Raw genomic sequence first — 21,036 nt, 5'->3', positions numbered from 1 at the left:
CAGGATAGCCAGCCTTGCCCATTTTACTTTTTAAATGATGAGTGCTTTTCAAATGAAAGTTGTTAAAAATGCCGTTGCTGCTTTTGTATTTGGTGTTATTTCCACTGGCTCTATGAATGTAACTCAAGCAGCTGATGTAAACGTAAACCTTAACGATAACGTATTCAATTCAGGCACTTTCATTCAGATTCATGGTACTAATAATACCGCTTATAATCTGGATGACATGATAGCTGAAAACGTAACGCAGCATGGACAGATCATTAACTTACAAGGCGATCGCGACCGTATGCAGAACGAGATTGACGTAAGTAAAGATAATATCAGCACTAACGCCAACGATATTTCCTCTCTTCAGACCTCTGTTTCTAATGTCGATCAGGAAGCTAAATTAGCAGGCATTCTTGCCGACACCGCTAATACAAAAGGTGATGTGGCGTTAAAAGGCGTCCTTACTAACGGAACTGCAATTACTAATATTGAAACTGTTAACGCTGTCCAGGATAGCCGCCTTGCAACTGTTGAAGCTACTAACGGTATACAAGATGGCCGCCTGTTAGCTCTTGAGAATGCACCAAAACCAACTAACGGCGTAGATGGAAAAGATGGCGCTAAAGGTGATAAGGGCGATACCGGCTCTACAGGCGCACAGGGCGTTGCTGGAGTTAACGGACGTGACGGAGCGAATGGTAAAGACGGCAAAGATGGAAAAAATGGCGTGATGACCACCGTGACACGCACGCAGGTAGACACGGCAACCCAGGCAAAAGTTGCCACTAATAGCCAGGCTATTACTGCCGAGGCTCAGGAACTGCAGGCTACCCAACAGACATTACAGGCTCTGAATAATAACACTAACCAGCAATTTAGATCGCTGCGTGAGGAAGTCGATAATAACAAGAAAGAAGCAAACGCGGGTATCAGTGGCGCGATGGCGATGGCCGGTTTACCTCAGGTGCAAACGAATCAGCGCGTGATGTTCTCGGCTGGCGGTGCGACTTACAACGGTGAAAGCGCTTTAGCGGTTGGGGCGTCGGTTAACTTTAACGAACATATGGTTGGTAAAGTGAGCTTCTCTGATGACACAGCGAATAACATGGGGGCTTCAGTCGGCGTAGGGATCGGCTTTTAATAAATAACCAGCATGACAAAATACATTATTATCTCTGTAATATTATACCTGATGCTTATTAGCGTTGGCGCATGGTTAGGTATGATGTATCAGGCTTATTATATTTGCGGCTATTAAACCTCCTTTTATAAAAATTATTTCATCTAAGGTATCATTGTAATGAAAAAGTCATTATTAGCGGTATTAATAGCTGGTGCTGCCATCCTGCTTTCTGCGTGTACTTCACCTGCTCAGCGCATGGCCGATTACGAGCGCCAGGGGATCAGCAAAGATACCTGCTACCTGGCTGAGCAAAACCGCCAGAATGCTTACAATGAAGCCGCACAAAATGCAGCATGGGCGAACGCGCGTGATGCCGCAGCGGGTACGGGTATCTGGGCTAAAAAAGACGCGAAACAACATGCTCAGGCAGCCAAAGCGGTTCACGCCTTTAAATGGGAAGGGATGAAGATCACGATTAAAGGCGAGATATTGGATGTCGATGGCGTATTGGGCGCGCTGGATGAAAATGAGCCTCAGGCAAAAGTTTATTCACAAGGGCTATACACCTTCATTTACTATCCTGCTAAAGGCAAACTAGCGGTGACTAAAGAAGGAAAGTTTGTAGGCTACGCAACAAAGATTAAATAGAAAACAAAGGCGACACCTGTCGCCTTTTTCATTTGCAGGCCTTAACGTATTACTCTAGCTGCCACGCCCCGGCATCAATAAGCGATGCGGTTCCCGTCCAGGCAAACAGCGCCAGCTCGCGCGCCCCTTCATCAGGGTAAATGCGGCTGCTCAGGCAGGCCTCCCCTTCATTGACAAACACTTCCACTGACGAGCTGTCAAAGAACAGGCGCAGGCTTAGCGTGTCGTTCAGGTTAAGCGCGACGCTTCGGGTACCACACAGGCCATACTGCGGATAATGCCGCTCCAGCACCAGGCCCTGCATCTGCGCATCGACGTAGAGACGGAATCCGTCGCCAAGACGAATGCCGTACTGCTCCGCGCTGCTGTTAGCGCAATCCCACTGCAGAATGACCTCCATCGCATCACAGCTTTCCACCTGAGCGATCTGCTGATTGTTGAGCGTACTCACTGGCCAGGGGAACCACGCCCCCCGCAGGCTTTCGACTTCTCTGGCTGGCCACATTTGCAGGCGGTTATCCGCGCTTAGCGTCAGCTCGCGCGGTAAAGAGAGCATGCCAGCCCACCCGTCCTGCTGTTCCGGAAGCGGGGATTCCCACATGTCCAGCCAGCCGATAACGATACGGCGGCCGTCAGGCGTCAGGAAGCTTTGTGGCGCATAGAAATCATGCCCGCAGTCCATCTCCACAAACTCACCTTCACGCACGAAAGGTTGGCCAGGCTGCCACTCCCCCAGCAGGTAACCGCTCTGGAAAAGATTGCGATTTTTGAATCCCTCCGCAGCCAGCCCCTGGGGTGAAAACATCAGCACGCGTTTGCCGTTGAGGGTGAAAAAGTCCGGGCATTCCCACATGTAACCCATCTCTTTTTCAGCCACCGCAAGCACGCCCATATCCTGCCATTCGCGCAGGTCGTCAGAACGGTAAACGCGCACCTGGCCCGTCTCGCCATCCCGTGCGCCGACAACCATGTACCAGCGCTCCCCTTCCCGCCACACTTTCGGATCGCGAAAGTGATGCAGGCCAGGCGGCGTATCAACGATCGTTCCCTGCCGCACAAAATGAACGCCATCACGGCTGGTTGCCAGGCACTGCACCTGGTAAAGGTTAGCCTCGTCACCCGGATCGCCGTGAAATTTGTGTCCGGTATAAATCAGCGCCAGCGTATCGCCATCCACCACCGCCGAGCCGGAAAAACAGCCGTCCTTGTCTTCTGGCCCTTCCGGTGCCAGCGCCACCGGGAGGTGTTCCCAGCGAACTAAATCCTTGCTGCGCGCATGGCCCCAGTGCATCGGCCCCCACTGGGTCGAGTACGGATGATGCTGGTAAAAGGCGTGATACCAGCCGTCAAACCACACCAGGCCATTCGGGTCGTTCATCCAGCCGGCACGCGCGGCGAGGTGGTAACGGGGATACCAGCGCAGGTTAAGATCGCCGCGTTTGGCCTGTAATGCCTGTTCAGCTTTGGCAATGGAATACATCATTTTTTACTCTTTTCAGTCAGACAGTGGATGGCTGCGGCACGAGCGGGTCAGAAGAAGACTTACCCGAGCGCAACAGGAAGATGGAGATGAGCGTGGTGCTGAAAACTAACAGCCCCATGATGAGATAGGATTGGGCAAAGCCGTATTTCTCATAGCTGTAGCCCGCCAGCGGCGACAGAACCGAAGCAATCACCGAGCTTGTACAGGCAAAGCCCACCAGATAGAGGGTGGAGGAGAGCCGCTTATCAAAATGTAAGCTGTTGTATTTAAATACGGAAACCAGCAATACGGGCAGTTCAACCGCGTGCAGCAGCTTGGTAATGGAGATGAGCACTGGCCCCTCAACCAGCCCGGATGCCACCATACGCATTGCCATCACCATTCCCGCGAATATCAGGCCGTTTTTCGCGCCGAGGCGGTTCACCAGCCACGGGGCGCAAAACATGCCCGCCGCCTCAAGGAAAACCTGAAAGGAGTTGAGATAGCCGTACATGGCGTTCCCTTCCTGCAACGTCGGGAACTGTGACGAGAAATAGACCGGGAACTGCTGATCGTAAACACCGTAAATGCAGGTGCCGATAACGAAAAACACCAGCGCCCAGAAACGCGGCAGCGTCAGCAGGCGCAATGCGTCTTCCAGCGTCACCTTGCCACCGGACACCGCTTCCTGCATGGCGTGCGGTGCGGAAGAGACCCTGAGGCGCGCGAGCAAAACAAAAAACACCAGCCCGGCGCAGCTCGCGACAGCGAAATTCAGCTTCGGATTGATGTTAAACAGGAGCCCCGCAAAAAAGGTTGCCACCGCCCAGCCAAGCGATCCCCACATTCTCGCCTTGCCAAACTCAAACTGGCTCTGACGGGCGACGCGTTCGGTATAGGATTCCAGCACCCCAATCCCACCGTTAAACGTCAGGCCAATAAAAATCCCGCCGAAAATACTGCCCAGCAACACGTTAATTTGCAGAAGATAGCCAAACAGCAAAAAGGCCGGGCCGGAAAGAATAAGCAGACTGGTCAGAAACCAGAGCAGGTTTTTGCGCAGGCCGAGTTTGTCCTGAATAAATCCATAGCAGATTTGAGCAAACAGCGCGGAGACGGAAAGCACGGCATAGATAACGCCCGTATCCCCCGCTTTTAAGCCCACTTCCTGATGGAGCCAGATAGAGAGCAACGAACCGGAAGATGACCAGGTGACAAAAAAGAAAAACAGTAAAGCGCTTAATAAGGGGTAGCTGTGAGAGTGATGCGTTTTCATCATGGCATTCTCTTGTTGGAGTAATGACCCAATGGTAACGTTAACATTCATGCTTTCTCATGCTGCTTGATTAAGATTTAAGATGTTAATCACGAAAGTTAACGTTAACATTAAGAGAGTGAGATCGAGATCAAAAATTCATCACTGAGGTAAGCATGACTTAACCTGATCATCAGCCTTCCTTTTACATCAGCGACTTAGTTGTATACCCTCTCACAGAGCATTAACGGAGTAAGAAAATGGCTTCCCTGAAGGACGTCGCAAAGCTGGCTAACGTCTCGCTGATGACGGTTTCCCGCGCGCTTAACAGCCCGGAGCGCCTCAAGCCGGAAACGCTGGCGCGCGTGCAGTGGGCTATCGAGCAGACCAGCTACGTCCCCGATCTGTCCGCAAAGAAAATACGCGGCGCGAATGCTTCGCCTAAAACCATAGGCGTGCTGGCGCTTGATACGGTCACGACACCTTTTTCGGTGGAGATTACGCTGTCCATTGAAGAGACGGCCAGGATGCACGGCTGGAATAGCTTCGTCATGAATATGTTTGCTGACGACAACCCGGATGCCATCGTCGATCTTCTGCTCTCCCACCGGCCAGACGGGATTATCTACACCACGATGGGGTTACGTCAGGTTCCTCTTCCCGCCAAGCTGCTTACCCTTCCCTGCGTGCTGGCCAACTGTGAGAGTGTCGGTGAAAAGGTCGCCAGCTATATCCCGGATGATGAACAGGGGCAGTACGCCGCCGTCCGGGCCTTACTCGCGGAAGGCTATCGGAAACCCCTGTGCCTGCATTTACCTGTGGGCCATCTGGCCACAACCCGACGCCGCCAGGGGCTGGAACGCGCCTGCCGTGAAGCCGGGGTCGACCCGGACAGCCTCGAACATGAGTATATGGCGCTCGGGGATGAGCATTATCGTGATATTCCGTCCGCATTGCTGGCGCGCATCCAGAACGGCATTCCGCGGTTTGACTCCGTTATCTGCGGTAACGATCGTATCGCGTTTATGGTGTACCAGACGCTGCTGGCGCAAGGGCTTCGCATTCCTGAAGATGTCGCGGTTATCGGCTACGACAATATGGTGGGCATTGGCGAGCTATTTTTGCCGCCTCTTTCAACAGTTCAGTTGCCCCACTACGAAATTGGCCGCCTGAGCGCCCTGCACATTATTAACAGTGACCAACACCGGGAAACGACGCGCGTTGAAAGTCCATTTTTAATGCGTGATTCTCTTTCGCGCGCCATGTGACTGCCGCTTTTTGTCGTTGATGGAAAAATAAGGAGGTATGAAGCCAGCATACCGTCTTTTTTTGTCAGTCAATGGCACGATTTGTCACACTCTTTTCTGTCATTTAACACCCCGAACAAACCTAACATAACCATTTGTTTTTATTGAAAATGAAATACAATCTTCTTTTTGAAAATGGTGATATTGCCCTTCCTGTGCCCCATGTCACAAAACAGTAAACAAATTAACCATTGAGCCCCGTGACAAAAGGCTCTATATTGGCGGCGTTTTTTTCAGGCCCCCATCTGTTTTTTAACTTTTTATTCAATCGTGGCTCATAGCGAAGCGGCGGTTGTAGGAGTGATATGATGACGGATAAAGTCCGTATTGACACCGTAGATGCCCACAAAAGCAACGAAACCTATCTGGCCCGTCAGGCCGAGTTTGAATCTAACGTCAGGAGTTATCCGCGCAAACTGCCTTTAGCGATTACTAAAGCAGAAGGCGTGTGGATCACCGATGCAGATAATAAAGAATACCTTGACTGTTTAGCAGGCGCAGGGACCCTTGCGCTTGGCCATAACCATCCTGATGTGCTGAAAAGCATCCAAAATGTCATTACCAGCGGCTTGCCGTTACACACTCTGGATCTGACTACGCCTCTGAAAGACGCGTTTTCTGAATACCTGCTCTCTCTGCTGCCAGGCCAGGGCAAAGAATATTGCCTGCAGTTCACCGGTCCATCCGGTGCCGACGCCGTTGAAGCGGCGCTGAAGCTGGCGAAAAAAGTGACCGGCCGCAGCGGTATCATCAGCTTCTCTGGTGGTTACCACGGCATGACCCACGGCGCACTGTCCGTGACCGGCAACCTGTCTCCGAAAGAAGCGGTTGACGGCATGATGCCAGAAGTGCAGTTCATGCCTTACCCGCACGAGTACCGCTGCCCGCTGGGTATCGGTGGTGAAGCGGGCGTGAAAGCGCTGACTTACTACTTCGACAACCTGATCAACGACGTTGAAAGCGGCGTGCGTAAGCCTGCTGCGGTGATCCTGGAAGCCGTTCAGGGTGAAGGCGGCGTAAACCCGGCTCCGGCCGAGTGGCTGCAGCGCATCCGTAAAGTGACTCAGGAACACGGCATTCTGCTGATCCTCGACGAAGTTCAGGCTGGCTTTGCCCGTACCGGTAAATTCTTCGCCTTCGAACACGCTGGCATTGAGCCAGACATCATCGTGATGTCTAAAGCAGTCGGTGGCGGTCTGCCGCTGGCCGTGCTCGGCATCAAAAAGCAGTTCGACGCATGGGCGCCAGGCCACCACACCGGCACCTTCCGCGGCAACCAGCTGGCGATGGCAACCGGTCTGACGACGCTGAAAATCCTGAAAGACCAAAACATCGCAGGCAAAGTGGCTGCTCAGGGCGAATGGCTGAAAGGCCAGCTGAAAGAGATGGCGAAACGTTATCCGGTAATCGGTCACGTTCGCGGTCTGGGCATGATGATCGGTATCGAGATTGTTAAGCCGCACGAAGCCGCTGACCACATGGGCTGCTTCCCTGGCGACGGCGAACTGTCTGCGCTGATTCAGAAGAAGTGCTTCGAAGCCGGTCTGATTCTGGAGCGTGGTGGTCGTAACGGTATCGTTCTGCGCCTGCTGCCTTCTCTGCTGATCAGCGATGAAGAGCTGAAAATCTTCCTGGATAAATTCGAGCAGGCACTGCTTGCTGCGGGCGTTCGCCCGGCGTAACCGGAGTAGTTGATTACAATGTCAGATTCAAACCCAATTTTGTTCTCCTCTGCGCAGAGCATTGAAGCTTACCAGCAGGCGATTGAACAAAGCACTCAGGCTGTGATGCAGTGGCTGAAGCAGCCTGAGATGTACCAGGGCAAAACGGTCGCGGAGCTGCGCGACCGTATTAAGCTGGATTTCAACCCGAAAGGGCTGGGCAACGAAGCGGCGATTGAACGCGCCGTAGAGTTCTTCCTGAAAGACAGCTTGTCCGTTCATCACCCGCAGTGCGTGGCGCACCTGCACTGCCCAAGCCTGGTGGTAAGCCAGGCGGCGGAAGTGCTGATTAACGCCACTAACCAGAGTATGGACTCCTGGGATCAAAGCCCGTCCGCAACCATTATTGAGATCAAACTGATCGAGTGGCTGCGTACCCGCGTGGGTTATCAGGCTGGCGACGCGGGTGTCTTCACCAGCGGCGGTACCCAGAGCAACCTGATGGGTCTGATGCTGGCCCGTGACGCGTTCTTCGCGTGTCAGGGCCACTCCGTTCAGCAGGACGGTCTGGTGGGCGATCTGCGCAAGATCCGCGTGCTGTGCTCCGAAAACGCGCACTTCTCCGTACAGAAAAACATGGCGCTGATGGGCCTGGGCTACCAGTCCGTGGTGCAGGTGAAAACCGACGAGTTCTCCCGCATGGATCTGACCGATCTGGCGGCGAAAATCGAACAGTGCAACGCGAACGGCGAGCAGATTCTGGCCATCGTCGCGACGGCAGGTACCACCGATGCCGGCGCTATCGACCCGCTGCGCGCGATCGCTGAACTGGCGGCGAAGCAGAACATCTGGGTACACGTTGATGCGGCCTGGGGCGGCGCGCTGCTGATGTCTGAGCAGTATCGTCACTACCTGGACGGCATTGAGCTGGTGGATTCCGTCACCCTGGACTTCCACAAGCAGTTCTTCCAGACCATCAGCTGCGGCGCGTTCCTGCTTAAAGAAGCGCGCCACTATGAGCTGATGCGCTATCAGGCGGCATACCTGAACTCTGAGTTCGACGAAGAAGCGGGCGTGCCTAACCTGGTGTCCAAATCTCTGCAGACCACCCGCCGTTTCGACGCGCTGAAGCTGTGGATGAGCCTGGAAGCGCTGGGTCAGGAGCAATACGCGGCGATCATCGATCACGGCGTAACGCTGGCGCAGCAGGTTGCGGCCTACGTGAAAGCGCAGCCTGCTCTGGAACTGGTTATGCAGCCACAGCTGGCAAGCGTGCTGTTCCGCTTCCGTGGTCAGGTGCAGATGGACGACGCGGGCATCGCCCTGCTGAACCAGAAAATTGGTGATGCGCTGCTGGAATCCGGCCGTGCAAACGTCGGTGTGACCGAGCATAACGGCATCACCTGCCTGAAGCTGACCCTGCTGAACCCAACCGTGACGCTGGAGGATATCAAAATCCTGCTGTCGCTGGTTGAGCGCACCGCGCAGGAAGTTCTGGCTAAGTAATACAAAACCCCTCTTCCGTCGGAAGAGGGGTTATCTTTATACACCTGCCCACCACATTCTGATTTTCAATCCCCAGTAGCTCGTCCAGCCCGTTGTGGTACTGACTACTTCCCCCTTTGACACAATCACCAGCGTCGGCGTTACGCTCACCTGCCACTGCTGCGACAAGGCGCCGTTTGCATCGTTAATCACCGGCATACTCAGGTTTTTCTTTTCAGCCCAGCGGGCGAGCTTAGCATCGTCACCGGAACGCATGGCAATGCTCACGACGTTACCGCCCTCTTTAGCCAGCTTATCGACCGCAGGTGTCGTATAACGACAGATGCTGCACCAGGTTGCCCAGACGTAAATCAGCAGCGGGCGCTGCTGGCTAAGCGCCGCGATATAGTGAATGTTACCGTCGATGCTCTGCATTGGCGTTGCGCTAAAGCTGGCGGGTAATGACGGCTTTCGGTATTGATCCACACCCCACATGACCGCCAGCGTAAGCAGAATGAGTATGATCCCTTCCCGCGCCCAGCGGCGCAGGCGACTCAATTTACGGTTATCCATTATGACCTCTCGATTTAACGGAGGTCATCTTAACGGGCTATCCGGCGTTATGCTGTAAAGAAGTGTCGCGCCGCTTTTATTCCGGGGTATAGCCGTAGTCGTAATGGCTATAACCCGAGTGGTAATAGAACGCAGCGGATTTCACAATATCATTGAGAATCGCACCTTCAACCTGTACGCCCATCTGCTGCAGACGCTTCCGGCAGTTCTCGATCTCTTTGACGCTGGTTTTACCGAAACGGGCAACCAGCAACGTGGTTGCCGCGGCTCTGGCGACGAGTAGCGCATCCGTCACGGCCAGCACCGGTGGCGTGTCGACAATCACGATGTCGTATTCTTTGTCTATTCGCGACATTACCGTCTGGAAGCGCTCATTCATAAGCAGCTCGACAGGATGCGAAGGCTGAGGTCCACAGGTCAACACATCAAAGCCACCTTTCTCGAAGCGTTGAATCGCATCCTGCCACTCTACATTTCCCCCCAGCACGCTGGACAACCCATGGCGGTTGTTCAGTTTGAAAATGTTGTGGACATATCCTTTGCGCATATCCGCATCAATGAACAGCACACGCTGTCCGGCCTGAGCCGCAATCGACGCCAGCGAGGTGCTCACCAGGGTCTTTCCGCAGTCCTGCGAAGGGCCTGAAACCGCGACTATCCGGTTAGCGGCATCCATCATGGTGAAATGCAGACTGGTGCGTAACCCGCGCACCGCCTCGACAAACATATCTGCCGGACGTTCAACGGGCAGGAAAGGTACGTTTGTCGTCCTGTGCTTCCAGTGGGAAGCAAACAGCGTCCTCCTGCGCAAATGCGTTTTTTTCCATAGCCACACCGAACGCGGGAGCGTAGCCAGAAGAGGCATTCCCTGCGCTTCCAGCGGTTCAGACGAGGTGATGCCCCGTTTAAACGCAGAGCGCACCAACACCGTTCCTGCCGAGAGCATCAATCCCACCAGCATACCGAGCACAATGATAATCACTTTGCGCGGTTTGACTGGGGCAGGCTGCGTTACTGCAGGGTCAATGATCCGCACATTTCCGATGGCGCTGGAGCGCGAGATATTCAGCTCCTGCTGACGCGTCAGCAGCTGCAGGTAGATGGTGCGCCCGGACTCAACGTCACGGCTTAAGCGCAAAATTTCCTGCTGCGTAGAAGGCATGGATGAGACGCGGTTATTCAGGCGCGTACGTTCCTGCTCCAGGGTCTGTTTTTTCTCCCGTAAGGCGCGATAGGTTGGGTGATCCTTTTTGAAAAGCTGAGAAACTTCTGCTTCGCGGAACGTCAGCTCGTTAAGCTGGTTTTCCACATTAACCACCTGATCGAGAACCGTCTTCGCCTCAAGGGAGAGATCGACAGAATCGCGCTGCTCTCTGTAGGCGTTCAGTCGCGCTTCGGCTTCATCCAGTTCACGGCTGATTTTAGGTAATTGATCCTGTAAAAACGTCAGGCTGCGGGTATCTTTAGCCTCCTGACGCGCAATATTCTGGCTGAGATAATTTTCAGCAATGGTGTTGAGCACCACGGCAATCTTGTCAGGGTCCTCGCCCGTCAGCGTTAAGGTGACAATTCCGCTCTGCTTCGCCGACTCCGAAACAGTGAGTCGGCGCTGAAGGGCGTTAATCGCTTCAAGCTTTGTGACGGTTTTGAGGGCAAACTGGGTCCCTGGCACCGCACTGAGGGAGGTAACAAGCAGCGTTACTCCGTCTTTAACCAGCGTTTTCCCAACAACGCCATCAGCCTCAAGCGTTTTACCTTCGAGGTGATACCGGCCCTGCTCCTGAACGGTCAGTAAAAGTTCCTGTGGCTTGTCTTCCAAGAGGGGGATGGTAAGCGCGCCAATTGTCAGTTCACCGGCTTTACGCCCTCGTTCAAGCAGCGGCCCAATGACGGGCAGCACGCGCCGTTTAACGCTGTACGTTAGCCCCAGCTTGTCAACGGTCTCTCCCAGAATCATCCGCGACTTGAGTAGCAGGAGTTCGGGAGCTACATCAGGTGAAAGATCGGTCCCAAACTGGCTTAAGCTTTTGAGCAAGGAGTTGTCCTGCTTCGCTTCTATCTGTACAAGGGCATCAGCCTGATAGATCGGTGTGACGCTATACGCATAGATCCCGGCGCATACGGTGAACAGGAGCGTGATGCACGCTATCATTACACGATGATCAAACATCTCAGCCATCAGCTGAATGAGATCAATTTCATTATTATGCGGTGTCGCAGCACCAAACTTGTCTGATTTATGAGACGACATTACTGCTTCATTCCTTGTTGACGCAAACGACGAGCCCATTCCTGGCTGGCTTTTCCTAACTGCTCGAAAACATATTCGAAGGCTTCCCGGCTTTTGCGATACGGATCGGGAATGTCCTTTGTTTCCAGCCACTGACCAAACAACAGCGATTTCCCTCGATTCTCCGGCGCGATTGAGGCAATAAAACGGAGATGCTCTGGCTCCATCACCAGAATCAAATCGGATTTTTGTAACAGAAAACGTGTGACCTTACGCGCCACGTGACCTTCCAGCGAAACGCCATGACGTAAGGCGACAGCCCTTGCAGCCGCATCCGCCGGATGTCCTTCAAGCCCGAAAATGCCTGCCGAGGTCACCTGCGCGTCGGGTAGCTGCTGGCGCAACAGCCGCTCACCAATCGGTGAACGGCAAATATTGCCGGTGCAAACCACGAGAATTGAATTGAACATTATTGCGGCCACGACCTGATGTAACGGACGGTTTCGGTCAGGTCATGTACGCCGCTGATGGTGGGTACCAGCTGGGCGATCACGCGGTTCCAGCGTGAAAGCGGTGCCGTCGTGACATAGACAATGTCGTACGGTTCCAGCTCGAATTCTGTACTCAGCACCATGGCTGAGGCATCTTCCGCATTGAGTTGATAGATGTTGGCGATTTTGTCTTTCTCGCCTTTTCGTGAAACCGGGCGAATAACAAAAATCCCGGTTGCATCGGCCATATTCTGGTTCAGCCCGCCTGCATTCCCCAGGGCTTCGGCCAGCGTCATGCCGCTACGATCCATCTTAAGGGTGCTCTGTTTAACCACCTCGCCCATCACGAACACTTTCAGCGCGTCGTTCCGGGGAACAAACAGGATATCGCCCGGATAAAGCAGCTTATTTTGGGTCAAATCGCCATGTTGCATCAGAGCATAGAGTGAAAGGCGCGAGTCCTGGCCATCATGCGTGAGCACGACGTTACGCCAGTCGGCATCCGCAGAGAGACCGCCTGCGGCGTTCACCGCATCCATTACCGTCAATGGAATATTGGTTATTGGCTGCTGGCCCGATTTCTCAACCTCTCCAGTGATATAGGCTTTTTGAGAACGGAAGGAGGCAACGCTGACGTCCACCTGCGGGCTCTCAATGACCTTATCCAGCCGCGCGGTGATCTCCTCACGTACCTGCGAAACCGTTTTGCCCGCCACTTTCAGCCTGCCGACGTAGGGGTAGAAGAGCGTGCCATCGGCGTTAACCCAGTTACCCGCGTCGCTCGCGCTACGGTACTGCCCTGCAGGCGTTGTGAGTTCGGGGTGATCCCAGACGGTGACCGTCAGAATGTCCCCTGGGCCAATGCGGTATTCCCAGTTTTTGAGCTGCTCATCCAGATTAGGATTTGCCTGAGATTTAGAAACGGGTGGGCGCAGTTTTTCAATTAATTCCGGGGTTAAAGGAAAAACCTCCACGCGTTTGTCCAGCGGATCGTTAATTTCTTCACCGGTAGTGACTTTTTTACCGGAAAGACTTAAGTTCTGGCCTGGTGAAAATACACATCCTGTTAGCTGGCTGAGCGTCAGAAAGGACAGTAAAAAAGCAGTTGTATTTTTCATTTATATAAATTGTTGATTTATCGTTGCGTCGGGCATTTAACTTGCAAAAAAAATACAAGCAACACCTTGAAATATAGTTATTTATTATTTTCCCGTAATAGTACAAAGCGCAAACCCGCTGTTGTTTAAAAAGTTAAACACAGCACACAATTGCGCAAGAAAACGGAGAGTAATAACAGTTTATGCGCCGCGATATTAAATGTTATCCCTCGCGAAAGCATTCGCTTAACGGTGCAATTTTGACGTAAAAAGTTATTTTCAGAATAGATTAATAAAATGATAAAAATAATAAATATTCCGCACAACTAACATTCACCGCAATGATAAACATCACCGTAATCGACTACCCAAACCCCTCCACTTTTGTTACATTTTTTATCAAACGCATCATGCTTTGATACTTAAAATAGACTGTCTGCCTTGTGCTGTGTGCCCTGCAGACGAAAGTATCTGCAACGATATCACTGGAGAAAAAATGGCTAAGCGTAAATTGCTGCTTCTGGGTGTATTACTGTCTCTGGCGGGCTCCGCGTTCTCTGCCCCGCAAACCGCCGCTGCGCCATCGGGCATCAAGGCCTATGAAGAACAAGAGTTCATCGCCGATTTCACGAAGTTTAAAATCGGCGATACGGCACCGGCGCAGTATCAAACGCCGGAGTACACCATCAAACAGTACCAGCTGCGTAACCTTCCGGCGCCGGATGCCGGTACCCACTGGACATACATGGGCGAAAACTACGTCCTGATTGGCGATGCAGATGGCAAAATCTACAAAGCCTACAATGGAGATATTTTCTATCATCGCTGATTCAATCGTAATCCGTTCGTGGCAGGAGAGCGACCGCCCTTTCCTGCGCACGCTCTACCTCCACGCCCGGCGTGAAGCCTGGCCGTGGCTGGACAGTTCTGCGTGGCAGTTGGAAGATTTTGACGCGGCAACCCTGGACGAAGAGATTTGGGTGGCGGAGCAGGATGGGCACCGACTCGGCTTCGCCTCAGTCTGGACGAACGATAATTTTCTGCACAACCTGTTTGTCGATCCGCAGTATCAGAGCCTGGGCGTCGGACATGTGTTGCTTGAGCACGTACAGAAGACGTTTACCAGCACGGGCTCACTCAAGTGTCTGGTGAAGAATGCGCGGGCTACTGCGTTTTACCAGCGGCACGGCTGGCACATTGAGGCGACGGGGAATTCTCCTGAGGGAGAGTACTATCTGATGCATTATCGGCTTGGGTAACGTCAGGTGGCGCTTCGCCTACCTGACCTACAAAACCGTATTTCGTAGGCCGGGTAAGGCGAAGCCGCCACCCGGCACTAAAGCGCAGTGGCGTTACACCGCGCGGAAGGCGATTTCACCCGGGATCACTTCACCCTGCCAGTAGAGCTGCGCCGCAACGCGCCCCGCCAGTTGGCGATACATCTCCGCGAATTCGCTGTCCGGGCGGCTCACGACCGTCGGCTTTCCGCTGTCCAGATCTTCACGCAGGGAAATATGCAGCGGCATCTGCCCCAGCAGCTGGGTGTGATACTGCACCGCCAGCTTCTCCGCACCGCCGGTACCGAAGATAGGCTCATGGTGTCCGCAGTTGCTGCAGATGTGCATGCTCATGTTCTCGACGATGCCGAGTACCGGCACTTCCACTTTCTCGAACATCACGATGCCTTTTTTGGCGTCGATCAGCGCGATGTCCTGCGGCGTGGTGACCACGACGGCGCCTGTTACCGGAATGTTTTGCGCCAGCGTCAGCTGAATGTCACCGGTGCCCGGCGGCATGTCCAGCACCAGATAATCCAGATCCGGCCACATCGTTTCCTGCAGCATTTGCAGCAGCGCTTTGCTGGCCATCGGGCCGCGCCAGACCATGGCGTTATCGTCGGTCACCAGGTAACCAATGGAGTTGGTCGCCAGACCGTGCGCCACGATCGGCGCCATATGCGTGCCGTCCGGCGAGGTTGGACGCTGATTTTCCGCACCCAGCATGTTTGGAATAGACGGACCGTAGATATCGGCATCCAGAATACCGACCTTTGCCCTTTCCGCCGCCAGCGCGAGCGCGAGGTTAACGGCGGTAGACGATTTACCCACCCCACCCTTACCAGAACTCACGGCGATGATGTTTTTCACCCCGTTGACGCCCGGCTGATTTTTCACACGCTTCAGCGTGGCGATGCTGTGGCTCAGCTTCCAGTCAATCGCTTTCGCGCCGGTAATACGCAGCAGCTCAGCGCTAGTCTGCTCTTTCAGCGCGTCAAAAGCGCTGGTCCAGACGAACGGCATCTGCAGCTCAACGTGCAATGTGTCGTCCAGCCATGCGACGTGGTGCAACGCTTTCAGCGCAGTGAGGTTATGCTTCAGGGTTGGATGCTGAAAGTTAGCCAGCGTCCCGGCGACCATTGCTCGTAAGGCTTCCGGTGATTTGGCCTGGGATTGAGAACTCATCCCGACTCCTTTGTTCTTGTGAATAAGACTTTAGACAAACAAGTTTACCTGAAAGGCCGTGGTTTGTGCTTACTTAATAATGCCCCTTTTGGTAATATCGAAAACCCTTTTCACAGTTAAAAGAAGTAATGCCTACTATGACTCAAGTCGCGAAAAAAATTCTGGTAACGTGCGCCCTGCCGTACGCCAACGGCTCAATCCACCTCGGCCACATGCTGGAGCATATCCAGGCTGATGTCTGGGTCCGTTACCAGCGAATGCGCGGCCACGAGGTTAACTTCATCTGCGCGGACGATGCCCACGGCACGCCGATCATGCTGAAAGCGCAGCAGCTGGGGATCTCCCCGGAGCAGATGATTGCCGAAATGAGTCAGGAGCATCAGACCGATTTTGCTGGCTTTGACATTAGCTATGACAACTATCACTCCACGCACAGCGACGAAAACCGCGAACTGTCGGAGCTGATCTACACCCGTCTGAAAGAGAACGGTTTTATCAAAAACCGCACCATCTCTCAGCTGTACGATCCGGAAAAAGGCATGTTCCTGCCGGACCGTTTCGTCAAAGGCACCTGTCCGAAATGTAAATCCCCGGACCAGTACGGCGATAACTGCGAAGTGTGCGGCGCGACCTACAGCCCGACCGAGCTTATCGAGCCGAAATCCGTGGTATCCGGCGCCACGCCTGTGATGCGTGACTCCGAGCACTTCTTCTTCGACCTGCCGTCCTTCAGCGAAATGCTGCAGGCGTGGACCCGCAGCGGCGCGCTGCAGGAGCAGGTGGCGAACAAGATGCAGGAGTGGTTCGAATCCGGCCTGCAGCAGTGGGATATCTCCCGCGATGCGCCGTACTTCGGCTTCGAAATCCCGAACGCGCCGGGCAAATATTTCTACGTCTGGCTGGACGCGCCAATCGGCTACATGGGCTCCTTCAAGAATCTGTGCGACAAGCGCGGCGATACCGTGAGCTTCGACGAATACTGGAAGAAAGACTCTACCGCCGAGCTTTACCACTTCATCGGCAAAGACATCGTTTACTTCCACAGCCTGTTCTGGCCGGCAATGCTGGAAGGCAGCAACTTCCGCAAGCCGACTAACCTGTTCGTACACGGCTACGTGACGGTAAACGGCGCGAAGATGTCCAAGTCTCGCGGGACGTTCATTAAGGCCAGCACCTGGCTGAACCACTTCGACGCGGACAGCCTGCGCTACTACTACACCGCGAAGCTCTCTTCCCGCATCGACGATATCGACCTGAACCTGGAAGATTTCGTGCAGCGCGTGAACGCGGACATCGTCAACAAGGTAGTGAACCTGGCGTCCCGTAACGCGGGCTTTATCGCCAAGCGCTTTGACGGCGTAATGGCGGCTGAGCTGGCGGACCCTGCCCTGTACCAAACCTTCACCGACGCGGCGGCCGCCATTGGCGAAGCCTGGGAAACGCGCGAGTTCGGTAAAGCCGTGCGTGAAATCATGGCGCTGGCTGACCTGGCTAACCGCTATGTGGACGAGCAGGCACCGTGGGTTGTCGCCAAACAGGAAGGTCGCGATGCCGATCTGCAGGCCATCTGCTCCATGGGCATCAACCTGTTCCGCGTGCTGATGACGTACCTGAAGCCGGTTCTGCCGCAGCTGGCAGCCCGCGCGGAGGCGTTCCTGAACACCGAACTGACCTGGGATGCAATGGCGCAGCCGCTGCTCGGCCATAAGGTGAACACCTTTAAGGCGCTGTACAACCGCATCGAGATGAAGCAGGTTGAAGCCCTGGTCGAAGCCTCTAAAGAAGAGGTGAAGGCGGCTGCAGCACCGGTGACCGGCCCGCTGGCGGACGATCCGATTCAGGAAACCATCACCTTTGATGATTTCGCTAAAGTCGATCTGCGCGTGGCCCTGATTGAAAACGCAGAATTCGTGGAAGGCTCTGACAAGCTGCTGCGCCTGACGCTGGATCTCGGCGGCGAGAAGCGCAACGTCTTCTCCGGCATTCGTTCTGCCTATCCGGACCCGCAGGTGCTGATCGGCCGTCAAACCGTGATGGTCGCTAACCTGGCGCCGCGCAAAATGCGTTTCGGCATCTCCGAGGGGATGGTGATGGCAGCCGGCCCAGGCGGGAAAGATATCTTCCTGTTAAGCCCGGACGAAGGCGCGAAGCCGGGCCAGCAGGTGAAATAACAAAAAAGCCGGAGATCATCTCCGGCTTTTTTGTTCTCCCTCTCCCTGTGGGAGAGGGCCGGGGTGAGGGCATCATGCCGCACCCATGCCGCATTTACGCCTTCGGGTGATGCACCCGGTGGGTCAGCCCGCGCAGGAAATTACGCAGAAACTGGTCGCCGCACTCGCGGTAGTTTTTGTGGTCCGGCGCGCGCATCATGGCGGTGATTTCCGGCATCGACACGCGGTATTTCTGCTCGGTCATGATCGCCTGGATATCGTCCGTTTTCAGCGAGAAGGCGATACGCAGCTTTTTTAGCACCGTGTTGTTGTTCACGCGGCGCTCCAGCGCCAGCTCGGGCGCGGAGTCATCTTTGCCACGCTTATCGTAAATCAGTCCGTTCAGAAAACCCGACAGAATGATGTCCGGGCAGCGGACGAAGCCCTCTTCGTCCTCTTTGGTCATCCAGGTATCAAAATTTGCAGACGTGGATTCCATGTCGGACAGCGCAAGAATGCGCACCATGTCGTTATTGTTTGCTTTCAGGGTGTAGCGCAGGCTACGAAGAATATCGTTACTTAGCATAGAGCCTTCGAATGTCGATGATGCAATGGCGCGCAGTGTACCAGTTTTACAGGCCAATCGCCTCTTTCAAACTTTTCAGATAGCGGCGGCTGACGGGGACGGTCTGCCCGGCGCGCAGCACCAGCTCGGCCTGGCCGTTATCTTCCAGGCGGATCTCCTTCAGGTGCGCCATGTTAACCAGATACTGACGGTGACAGCGAATCAGCGGCGTGCGGCTCTCCAGCGTGCGCAGGGTCAGCTCGGTAAACCCTTCGTTCCCTTCCGCGCTGGTGACAAACACCCCGCTCAGGCGGCTGCTGACAAATGCCACATCATCCATCTGCAGAAGATAGATCCGGCTGTGCCCGGTGCAGGGGATAAATTTCAGCGGCTGCTGGTTCTCCGGCAACAGCGTCAGGTCCTGGACGGTTCGCTCCTGGCGTAAACGGGTGAGCGTTTTTTCCAGCCGCTTCTCTTCAATCGGCTTGAGTAAATAATCAAACGCGTGCTCCTCAAAAGCCTTAACGGCATATTCGTCGAACGCCGTCAGAAACACGATGTAGGGACGATGCTCCGGGTCGAGCATGCCGACCATCTCCAGACCGCTGATGCGCGGCATCTGAATGTCGAGGAACAGCACGTCCGGGCGCAGCTTGTGCACCGCACCGATGGCCTCAATGGCGTTGGCGCACTCCCCCACAATCTCAATGTCTGGCTGCTCCTGCAGCAGAACGCGCAGGTTTTCCCGTGCCAGCGGCTCGTCATCCACAATCAGCACTCTTAACATGCGTTTTCCTCCAGCGGCAGTCGAACGGTAATACGGGTAAAGCGGTCAGGCTCGCAGGCAACGGTTATGCCACAGTCGTCGCCAAAGTGGGCGCGCAGGCGTTTATCCACCAGGCTCATCCCTAATCCACCTGAGCTGGAAGGCTGGTAAAGCCCGGCGTTATCTTCAATATCCAGCACCAGATGGTGATTAAAACGGCTGGCGGCGATGGTGACCTCTCCTGTCCCCAGCAGCTGCGAGGTACCGTGCTTGATGGCGTTCTCCACAATAGGCTGCAGGGTAAATGCAGGAAGATGCTGATGCGCCAGCTCGTCCGGAACGGAGAGCGACACCTGCAGGCGGGACTGAAACCGCGCCTGCTCAATTTGCAGATAGGCATTCACGTGCTCAATTTCGTCGGCCAGGGTCACGATTTCTGACGGGCGCTTCAGGTTTTTGCGGAAAAAGGTCGACAGAAACTGCACCAGCTGCGCGGCCTGATCGCTGTCGCGGCGGATCACCGCTTTGAGCGTGTTGAGGGCATTAAACAGGAAATGCGGATTGACCTGGGCATGCAGCAGCTTAATCTCAGACTGCGTCAGCAGGGTTTTCTGCCGTTCATACTGCCCGGCCAGAATTTGCGCGGAAAGAAGCTGGGCGATCCCCTCCCCCAGCGTGCGGTTGATGGAGCTGAACAGACGGTTTTTCGCCTCATACAGTTTGATGGTGCCCATCACCCGCTGATTTTCCCCGCGCAGCGGAATGACCAGCGTGGAGCCCAGCTTGCACTGCGGATGCAGCGAGCAGCGGTAAGGCACTTCGTTACCGTCGGCATATACCACTTCGCCGGTTTCAATGGCGCGCAGCGTATAGGTCGACGAGATCGGTTTGCCCGGCAGATGGTGATCGTCTCCGGTGCCGGTAAACGCCAGCAGCTTTTCGCGATCGGTAATGGCCACCGCGCCGATATCCAGCTCTTTATAGAGCACCTGCGCGACCTTCATGCTGTTCTCTTCGTTAAATCCCTGACGCAGGATCCCCTCGGTCGAGGCGGCAACCTTCAGCGCCGTGGCGGAAAAGGCCGAGGTGTACTTCTCAAACATGGCGCGCTTGTCGAGCAGAATACGCATAAACAGCGCCGCGCCCACCGTGTTTGTCACCATCATCGGGGCGGCAATATTGCTGACCAGGTGCAGCGCATCCTCGAACGGGCGGGCAATCAGCAGAATGATTGCCATCTGCGCCATTTCAGCCACAAAAGTAATGGCCCCGGCGGTAAGCGGGCTAAACACCTTGTCCGGGCGACCGCGCTTAATCATGTAGCTGTGCACCAGGCCGCCGAGCAGCCCTTCGACGATCGTCGAGATCATGCAGCTGAGCGCCGTCATCCCGCCCATGGAATAGCGATGCAGCCCACCGGTTAAACCGACAAGGCCACCGACGACCGGGCCGCCCAGCAGCCCGCCCATCACCGCGCCGATGGCGCGCGTATTGGCAATAGAGTCTTCGATATGGAGACCAAAATAGGTCCCCATGATGCAAAAAATAGAGAAGGTGACGTAGCAGAGCAGCTTGTGCGGCAGGCGTACGGTGACCTGCATCAGCGGGATGAAAAGACGCGTTTTGCTCATCAGCCAGGCAATGACCAGAAACACGCACATCTGCTGAAGCAACAGCAGCACCAGGTTAAACTCGTACATACTCAAAACCGCACACGCTAAAAAACGCGTAACATACACGGATGCGGCTGAACTTTCTTTGAAGCACCCC

The 21,036-nt window shown here is 54.6% G+C and carries 18 protein-coding genes; 8 read left to right on the top strand and 10 right to left on the bottom strand.

The features are described 5' to 3' along the window. Positions 1-52: 52 nt before the first annotated feature. Positions 53-1,132 (top strand): YadA C-terminal domain-containing protein, encoded by a 1,080-nt coding sequence (locus tag USG84_RS13780; protein WP_253542771.1) that lies wholly within the window; start codon positions 53-55, stop codon positions 1,130-1,132. A 159-nt stretch (positions 1,133-1,291) separates the two neighbouring features. Further along, entirely contained in the window at positions 1,292-1,762 is a 471-nt protein-coding gene (locus tag USG84_RS13775) for a hypothetical protein (protein ID WP_151413998.1), read from the top strand. Positions 1,763-1,811: 49 nt separating this feature from the next. On the opposite strand, the gene USG84_RS13770 is transcribed toward USG84_RS13775, so the two are convergent. Together USG84_RS13770 and USG84_RS13765 are read right to left on the bottom strand one after the other, a co-directional pair. After that, the gene (locus USG84_RS13770) at positions 1,812-3,245 is read right to left on the bottom strand and encodes a glycoside hydrolase family 32 protein (protein WP_253542774.1); all 1,434 of its coding nucleotides are present in this window, start codon (positions 3,243-3,245) and stop codon (positions 1,812-1,814) included. Positions 3,246-3,261: 16 nt separating this feature from the next. Continuing rightward, positions 3,262-4,503 carry an MFS transporter gene (locus USG84_RS13765; protein WP_061097647.1) on the bottom strand — a complete coding sequence of 414 codons (1,242 nt, stop codon included), beginning with the start codon at positions 4,501-4,503 and terminating at the stop codon, positions 3,262-3,264. A 236-nt stretch (positions 4,504-4,739) separates the two neighbouring features. Here USG84_RS13765 and USG84_RS13760 point away from each other — a divergent pair, with 236 nt between their 5' ends. The 3 genes from USG84_RS13760 (at position 4,740) to USG84_RS13750 (ending at position 8,953) form a co-directional block, all read left to right on the top strand. Further along, positions 4,740-5,747, top strand: coding sequence for a LacI family DNA-binding transcriptional regulator (locus tag USG84_RS13760; RefSeq protein ID WP_320738309.1), 1,008 nt, complete (start codon positions 4,740-4,742; stop codon positions 5,745-5,747). Positions 5,748-6,091: 344 nt separating this feature from the next. Continuing rightward, the gene (locus USG84_RS13755) at positions 6,092-7,468 is read left to right on the top strand and encodes a diaminobutyrate--2-oxoglutarate transaminase (protein ID WP_014884533.1); all 1,377 of its coding nucleotides are present in this window, start codon (positions 6,092-6,094) and stop codon (positions 7,466-7,468) included. 18 nt (positions 7,469-7,486) lie between these two features. Further along, complete coding sequence (locus tag USG84_RS13750; protein ID WP_253542779.1) at positions 7,487-8,953, top strand: pyridoxal phosphate-dependent decarboxylase family protein; 1,467 nt, start codon at positions 7,487-7,489, stop codon at positions 8,951-8,953. A gap of 36 nt (positions 8,954-8,989) precedes the next feature. Here USG84_RS13750 and USG84_RS13745 read toward each other — a convergent pair whose 3' ends face one another. The 4 genes from USG84_RS13745 to USG84_RS13730 form a co-directional block, all read right to left on the bottom strand. Next, complete coding sequence (locus USG84_RS13745) at positions 8,990-9,505, bottom strand: protein disulfide oxidoreductase (RefSeq protein ID WP_266178741.1); 516 nt, start codon at positions 9,503-9,505, stop codon at positions 8,990-8,992. A 76-nt stretch (positions 9,506-9,581) separates the two neighbouring features. Further along, positions 9,582-11,756 (bottom strand): polysaccharide biosynthesis tyrosine autokinase, encoded by a 2,175-nt coding sequence (locus USG84_RS13740; protein ID WP_253542783.1) that lies wholly within the window; start codon positions 11,754-11,756, stop codon positions 9,582-9,584. After that, positions 11,756-12,205: a protein tyrosine phosphatase gene (locus USG84_RS13735; RefSeq protein ID WP_316330594.1), complete on the bottom strand. Its 450-nt coding sequence runs from the start codon at positions 12,203-12,205 to the stop codon at positions 11,756-11,758. Before USG84_RS13735 ends, USG84_RS13740 begins: the two co-directional genes overlap by 1 nt. Beyond that, positions 12,205-13,344: a polysaccharide export protein gene (locus tag USG84_RS13730; protein ID WP_151413996.1), complete on the bottom strand. Its 1,140-nt coding sequence runs from the start codon at positions 13,342-13,344 to the stop codon at positions 12,205-12,207. Before USG84_RS13730 ends, USG84_RS13735 begins: the two co-directional genes overlap by 1 nt. A gap of 475 nt (positions 13,345-13,819) precedes the next feature. Between USG84_RS13730 and USG84_RS13725 the strand changes: the two genes are divergently transcribed. Both USG84_RS13725 and USG84_RS13720 read left to right on the top strand, forming a co-directional pair. After that, a complete protein-coding gene (locus USG84_RS13725) occupies positions 13,820-14,152 on the top strand; it encodes an RcnB family protein (RefSeq protein ID WP_008500887.1) in 333 nt (110 codons plus the stop codon). Continuing rightward, positions 14,103-14,582 (top strand): GNAT family N-acetyltransferase, encoded by a 480-nt coding sequence (locus tag USG84_RS13720; protein ID WP_151413995.1) that lies wholly within the window; start codon positions 14,103-14,105, stop codon positions 14,580-14,582. The genes USG84_RS13725 and USG84_RS13720 overlap by 50 nt, the downstream gene beginning before the upstream one ends. A gap of 93 nt (positions 14,583-14,675) precedes the next feature. On the opposite strand, the gene apbC is transcribed toward USG84_RS13720, so the two are convergent. Then, entirely contained in the window at positions 14,676-15,785 is a 1,110-nt protein-coding gene (gene apbC, locus USG84_RS13715; RefSeq protein WP_151413994.1) for an iron-sulfur cluster carrier protein ApbC, read from the bottom strand. A 137-nt stretch (positions 15,786-15,922) separates the two neighbouring features. Here apbC and metG point away from each other — a divergent pair, with 137 nt between their 5' ends. Further along, complete coding sequence (gene metG, locus USG84_RS13710) at positions 15,923-17,956, top strand: methionine--tRNA ligase (protein ID WP_151413993.1); 2,034 nt, start codon at positions 15,923-15,925, stop codon at positions 17,954-17,956. A 94-nt stretch (positions 17,957-18,050) separates the two neighbouring features. Here the strand turns inward: metG and USG84_RS13705 are convergent, their stop codons facing one another. From USG84_RS13705 to USG84_RS13695, 3 genes are read right to left on the bottom strand one after another with little or no spacing between them, the layout of a single operon-like run. Further along, positions 18,051-18,521 (bottom strand): DUF1456 family protein, encoded by a 471-nt coding sequence (locus USG84_RS13705; RefSeq protein ID WP_061097639.1) that lies wholly within the window; start codon positions 18,519-18,521, stop codon positions 18,051-18,053. Positions 18,522-18,567: 46 nt separating this feature from the next. Continuing rightward, positions 18,568-19,287: a two-component system response regulator BtsR gene (gene btsR, locus USG84_RS13700; protein ID WP_253542789.1), complete on the bottom strand. Its 720-nt coding sequence runs from the start codon at positions 19,285-19,287 to the stop codon at positions 18,568-18,570. After that, complete coding sequence (locus tag USG84_RS13695; protein WP_253542791.1) at positions 19,281-20,966, bottom strand: LytS/YhcK type 5TM receptor domain-containing protein; 1,686 nt, start codon at positions 20,964-20,966, stop codon at positions 19,281-19,283. The genes btsR and USG84_RS13695 overlap by 7 nt, the downstream gene beginning before the upstream one ends. Between the last annotated feature and the right edge of the window lie 70 nt (positions 20,967-21,036).

This window comes from Enterobacter sp. 168J2 (assembly GCF_034107265.1).
Taxonomy (GTDB): Bacteria; Pseudomonadota; Gammaproteobacteria; order Enterobacterales; family Enterobacteriaceae; genus Enterobacter; species Enterobacter nematophilus.
This window is presented reverse-complemented; position numbering and strand designations above follow the sequence as displayed.